We start from the raw sequence: 5,007 nt of genomic DNA, 5'->3' as shown, positions 1-5,007 counted from the left end.
CGGCACGGCGCACTGGCCGCAGTCCTACGGCGGCCAGCAGCCCGGCGGCTACCCGGGCGGCCCGGCCGGCGGCCAGAGCGGCCCGCCGAACTACGGTGCCCCTCCGGGCTGGACCCCCGCGACCTCCCCCGGCGGCCAGCCGGGCCAGTCGTGGCGGCCCGGTGGTGAAGAACGCCCTCGTGAGCACGGCTGGTTCGCCGACCAAGCCGGCAACCAGCAGAGCGAGGGGGAGCGTCGTGACGTGGACGGACCGGACAACAAGCCCCAGTGACGCCGACCGCCCGGTCTTCGACCAGGACCGGGCGGAGAAGGCGATCCGCGAGCTTCTCCTGGCGTGCGGCGAAAACCCGGAGCGGGACGGTCTCAAGGACACCCCCGCCCGGGTCGCCCGCGCCTACCGCGAGATGTTCGCGGGCTTGTACACCGAGCCCGACTCGGTGCTGGACCGCACGTTCGACGAGTCCCACGAAGAGCTGGTGCTGGTCACGGACATCCCGATGTTCAGCCAATGTGAACACCACCTGGTCCCCTTCCACGGCGTCGCGCACGTCGGGTACATCCCGAACGCCGCCGGGAAGGTGACCGGGCTGTCGAAGCTGGCCCGGCTCGTCGACCTCTACGCCAAGCGCCCGCAGGTGCAGGAGCGCCTGACGTCGCAGGTGGCCGACGCGCTCGTGCGGAAGCTGGACCCGCGCGGCGTGATCGTCGTGATCGAGGCCGAGCACCTCTGCATGGCCATGCGCGGCATCCGCAAGCCGGGCGCGCGCACCACCACCTCGGCGGTGCGCGGGCAGCTGAAGAACTCGCCGTCGTCGCGGGCGGAGGCGCTCGACCTGATCAAGGCGCGCCGGTGAGCGTGGGGCTTCCCGCTCCCGGCCGGTGCGTCGTGATGGGCGTGCTGAACGTGACGCCCGATTCCTTTTCGGACGGTGGCCGCTACCTCGGCCTCGACCAGGCCCTGGAGCACGCGCGCGAGATGTGGGCGCGCGGCGCCGACCTGATCGACGTCGGCGGCGAGTCGACGCGGCCGGGCGCGGCCAGGGTGGACGCCGAGACCGAGCTGGCGCGCATCCTGCCGGTGATCCGGACGCTCGCCGGCGAAGGCGTGGCGCTGTCGGTCGACACCACGCGCGCGGCCGTCGCCGCCGCGGCGCTCGAAGCCGGCGCGCACGTGATCAACGACGTCTCGGGTGGCCTGGCCGACCCGGGCATGGCGCGGGTCGCGGCCGAAACCGGCGTGCCGTGGGTGCTGATGCACTGGCGCGGGCACAGCAAGGACATGCAGGCGCTCGCGTCCTACACCGACGTCGTCGCCGATGTCCGGTCCGAGCTGCTGTCCAGGGTGGACGAAGCGCTGGCGGCCGGGGTGGCCGAGAGCGCGATCGTGCTGGACCCGGGGCTCGGGTTCGCGAAGAACGCCGAGCACGACTGGGCGTTGCTGCGCGGGCTGGATTCGTTGCTGTCACTGGGTTTCCCGGTGCTCGTCGGCGCCTCGCGCAAGCGGTTCCTCGGCCGCCTGCTGTCCGAAAAGGACGGCACACCCCGCCCGCCGGACGGCCGCGAGGACGCGACGGCGGCGATCTCCGCCCTCGCCGCCGCGGCCGGCGCGTGGGGCGTGCGGGTGCACGAGGTCGGCGCTTCGTTGGACGCGGTCGCGGTGGCCGCGGCGTGGTGGAAGGGTTCACCGGATGTCTGACCGGATCACGCTGACCGGCCTGCGCGTGTTCGGCCGCCACGGCGTGTTCGAGCACGAAAAGCGCGACGGCCAGGAGTTCGTCATCGACATCACGGCCTGGCTCGACCTCGGGCCCGCCGCCGCGTCGGACGACCTGACCAAGACCCTGCACTACGGCGAGCTGGCCGAGCTGGCGGCGGGCATCGTCGCGGGCGAACCGTACGACCTCATCGAGAGCGTCGCGGGCAAGATCGCCGACGAGGTCATGCGCGACGATCGCCTGAGCGCGATCGAGGTGACGGTCCACAAGCCGTCGGCCCCGATCCCGCTGACGTTCGACGACGTCGCGGTGACGGTCCGGCGCGACCGATGAGCCGCGCGGTCCTCTCGCTGGGCTCGAACCTGGGCGACCGGCTGGGGTTCCTGAAGCTGGCCCTGGACGCGGTCCGCCCGGCGCTGGTCGCGGTGTCGAGCGTGTACGAGACCAAGGCCTGGGGCGTCGAAGACCAGCCGGACTTCCTGAACGCGGTCTGCGTGGTCGACGACCCGGCCCGCGACCACTGGGCGTGGCTGCGCACGGGCCAGTCCGCCGAACAGGCGGCCGGCCGCGTCCGCGACCTCCGCTGGGGCCCGCGCACCCTGGACGTCGACGTGGTCACGGTGGACGGCGTGACGTCCGACGACCCCGAGCTGCTCCTCCCGCACCCGGGCACCCCGGACCGCGCCAGCGTGCTGGTGCCCTGGGCGGAGATCGACCCGGCAGCGGTCCTGCCGGGCCACGGCCCGGTAGCCGCGCTGCTGGCGGCCCGCCCGGCGGACGAAGTGGCGACGGTCCGCCGGACGAACCTCGACCTCAGCTGAGCGAGCCCGGCGGCGGCCCGTCAGCGGGTTCGGCCGAGCTAGTCAACCCCCGCCGGGGCACCGATCGCCGAGCTGCCCTCACCGATCGGTGACGGGAGCTGCGCCCGGACATTCGACATTCACCCCCGCAGGGCGGCGACCATGAACCGCACCGCCGGCTGGGCCGTCTGGACCGGGGGCCAGCCGTTGATCGTCGCCAGCAGCTGCCAGTAGCGCTCGGCGCGGGGGTCGCCGCTCGTCTCGAAGCGGTCCGCCATCTCCGTGCGGAACTCCGGCGATGCCGGGTCCTGGTCCGGTCGGGCGGTCGCCGCCGCGATGTCGGACGCAAGCGTTTGCCCCGCTTCCGACGTGGGCGAATCGCCCGCCTGCACGGCCGTCTCCGCGCGGGCCATCCAGTCCGGCCAGTTGCGCTCCCACGCGTCCGTCGGCTGCTGGAACTCGCCCGCCTTGATCTGCTGGGACTGCTGCTCGCTCATGCCGCGGATCAGCGCCCGGAACGACGGGTCCTGCACCAGCTCCGCGAACTCGATCCACGCCTCCAGCTGCTCCGGCGACGGGTCGTCCGGCAGCTCCGGCTTGCCCGCGCGCATCCGCCGGTAGAACTCCTGGTCCACGTCGAGCCCGGCGACCATCTCGTCCCAGAACTCGTCCACCAGCCGTTTGCGCTCTTCGTCCGACATCGACGCGAGACGGTTCATCAGGTTCACTTCCTCCAACTCGGAATTGCGCTTGGCCACCGCGCGCAGCACCGCCCGGCGCAGCCGCAGCCGCCGGATCTGCTCGTCCAGGGCCTCGACGTGCCGGGTCGCCAGCTCGCCGACCGTCGCCGGCCGCGCCAGCGCCGCGGAGACGTCGGCCAGGCCCAGACCCAGTTCCCGCAGCGTGCGGACCAGCTCCAGGCGGGCCATCGCCGCCGCGTCGTAGAGGCGGTAGCCGGCGTCCGTCCGCTCGGTCGGGGGCAGCAGGCCCTCGTCCGAGTAGAAGCGGATGGTCTTGACCGGCAGGCCGGTCCGCCGGGCCAGCTCGCCGATGGTGAATGTCGCGGTGGTGCCCACTAGACGCATGGTGAACTCTCCAGTCGGGGGAGAGTCAAGCTTCGCACGGTACGGTTGACGTATGCACTTCACGCGGCCCCGTGACCTGGTCGTCGCCGGGCTGCTCGGCCTGGCGATCGGCTACCTGCTGTTCCAGATCGCCTACGGCTCGCTGCCCCAGCTGCCGCTGCTCGCCGGCATCACCCTGGCCGTCCTCGCGGTGATCGAGGCCGGGCTCGCGCTCTCCATCCGCTCGCGGATCAAGAACGGCCGCGTGGTCGCCGCGATCGGGATCGCCCGGTCGGTGGCGCTGGCGAAGGCTTCGTCACTCGCCGGAGCGTTCATGGCGGGCGCCTGGCTGGCCGCGCTCGCCTACCTTTTCCCGCGACGTGACGAACTCGTCGCCGCGGTGCTCGACACCCGGGCGGCGGTCGTCGGCGCCGCGTCCGCCGCGGCCCTGGTAGCAGCGGGTTTGTGGCTCGAACACTGCTGTCGGACCCCGCGGGACCAAGATCGTGAGCACACCCGCGGGACGACCGGTTAGCGCTGGAATCCCACCGCTCGCTGGACCGAGTAGGTCTCGTTCGGATTACGAGCAGGTACGGTGTCAGTCATGACCGGCGTGGGTGACGACTCGCGCGGCCGCCTCTTGGGCAGGCCGTGGCTCGTCGTCGGATTCGTCCTCGCCATCGGAGCCACCCTCGCACTGGTGCTCAGCGACGACCTCCGCTATCTCCGGCTGGGGATCGTCGCCGCCCTCTGGGCTGCCCTGATCGGCGCTTTTCTCGCCGTGAAGTACCGCAAGCACGCGGCACAGAGCGAGGACGCGGTCGCCGAGGCGCAGGCTGTGTACGAACTGGAGCTGGAACGCGAGATCGCGGCCCGGCGTGAGTACGAGCTGGAGATGGAGGCGGACAACCGCAGTGCCGCCGACTCCCGCGGGCGCGAGGAGCTGGAGGCGCTGCGTGCGGAGGTGTCCGCGCTGCGCGACAGCCTCCAGTCGCTGTTCGGTGGCGAAGTGCTGCTCGAACGCGTCGCGCTGACCGCGCAGGCGACCCGGATGCGCAAGCTGTCCGACGAGAACCGCATGGTCACCGACGGCGCGCCGAAGAAGAAGCCCGCCCAGCTGCTGGCCGCGAAGAAGCCGGTGCCCGAGGCGGGCGAGCGGCCGACCGAGCTGATCGATCGCGTCCTCGACGATCGCCGCCGCAAGGCGTCGAACGGCAAGGGGCTCGGCAAGGGCTTCGGCGGCAAGGCCGTCCCGAAGGCCCCGGCGAACGTCTCGGTGCAGAGCACCCAGCAGATCGCCCGGCCGAAGCCGCTGAGCGAGCGCCGTCCGCCGGTGCCGGCGGTCGACCCGGCGCTGAACGCCGCGCAGCGCGAGCTGAAGGCCGCCGAGCTGCGGGCCGAGGCGGCGCGGCGCCAGGCCGAGTCGCA

Annotated in this window: 7 protein-coding genes and 1 pseudogene; 7 read left to right on the top strand and 1 reads right to left on the bottom strand. The window is 72.6% G+C overall.

Annotated elements, in window-relative coordinates:
- From G3I65_RS45585 to folK, 5 genes and pseudogenes are all read left to right on the top strand, one after another.
- Nucleotides 1–271, top strand: a pseudogene (locus G3I65_RS45585) (cell division protein FtsH); the annotation flags it as partial.
- Nucleotides 237–854, top strand: a complete 618-nt coding sequence (gene folE, locus G3I65_RS45580; RefSeq protein ID WP_160701619.1) for a GTP cyclohydrolase I FolE — start codon at nt 237–239, stop codon at nt 852–854. The pseudogene G3I65_RS45585 and the gene folE, both read left to right, overlap by 35 nt.
- Nucleotides 855–889: 35 nt before the next feature.
- On the top strand, nt 890–1,696 hold the full coding sequence (gene folP, locus G3I65_RS45575; protein WP_163046866.1) for a dihydropteroate synthase: 807 nt from the start codon (nt 890–892) through the stop codon (nt 1,694–1,696).
- A complete protein-coding gene (gene folB / locus G3I65_RS45570) occupies nt 1,689–2,048 on the top strand; it encodes a dihydroneopterin aldolase (RefSeq protein ID WP_160701618.1) in 360 nt (119 codons plus the stop codon). The genes folP and folB overlap by 8 nt, the downstream gene beginning before the upstream one ends.
- Nucleotides 2,045–2,536 (top strand): 2-amino-4-hydroxy-6-hydroxymethyldihydropteridine diphosphokinase, encoded by a 492-nt coding sequence (gene folK, locus G3I65_RS45565; RefSeq protein WP_160701617.1) that lies wholly within the window; start codon nt 2,045–2,047, stop codon nt 2,534–2,536. Before folB ends, folK begins: the two co-directional genes overlap by 4 nt.
- A 119-nt stretch (nt 2,537–2,655) precedes the next feature.
- On the opposite strand, the gene G3I65_RS45560 is transcribed toward folK, so the two are convergent.
- Nucleotides 2,656–3,591, bottom strand: a complete 936-nt coding sequence (locus G3I65_RS45560; RefSeq protein ID WP_160701616.1) for a MerR family transcriptional regulator — start codon at nt 3,589–3,591, stop codon at nt 2,656–2,658.
- A gap of 61 nt (nt 3,592–3,652) precedes the next feature.
- Here G3I65_RS45560 and G3I65_RS45555 point away from each other — a divergent pair, with 61 nt between their 5' ends.
- Together G3I65_RS45555 and G3I65_RS45550 are read left to right on the top strand one after the other, a co-directional pair.
- The gene (locus G3I65_RS45555) at nt 3,653–4,114 is read left to right on the top strand and encodes a DUF3180 domain-containing protein (RefSeq protein ID WP_160701615.1); all 462 of its coding nucleotides are present in this window, start codon (nt 3,653–3,655) and stop codon (nt 4,112–4,114) included.
- A gap of 69 nt (nt 4,115–4,183) precedes the next feature.
- On the top strand, nt 4,184–5,007 hold an 824-nt coding region (locus G3I65_RS45550), incomplete at its 3' end, for a DUF6779 domain-containing protein (RefSeq protein WP_345944111.1).

It is taken from the genome of Amycolatopsis sp. SID8362 (assembly GCF_010550475.1).
GTDB lineage: Bacteria > Actinomycetota > Actinomycetes > Mycobacteriales > Pseudonocardiaceae > Amycolatopsis > Amycolatopsis eburnea.
This window is presented reverse-complemented; position numbering and strand designations above follow the sequence as displayed.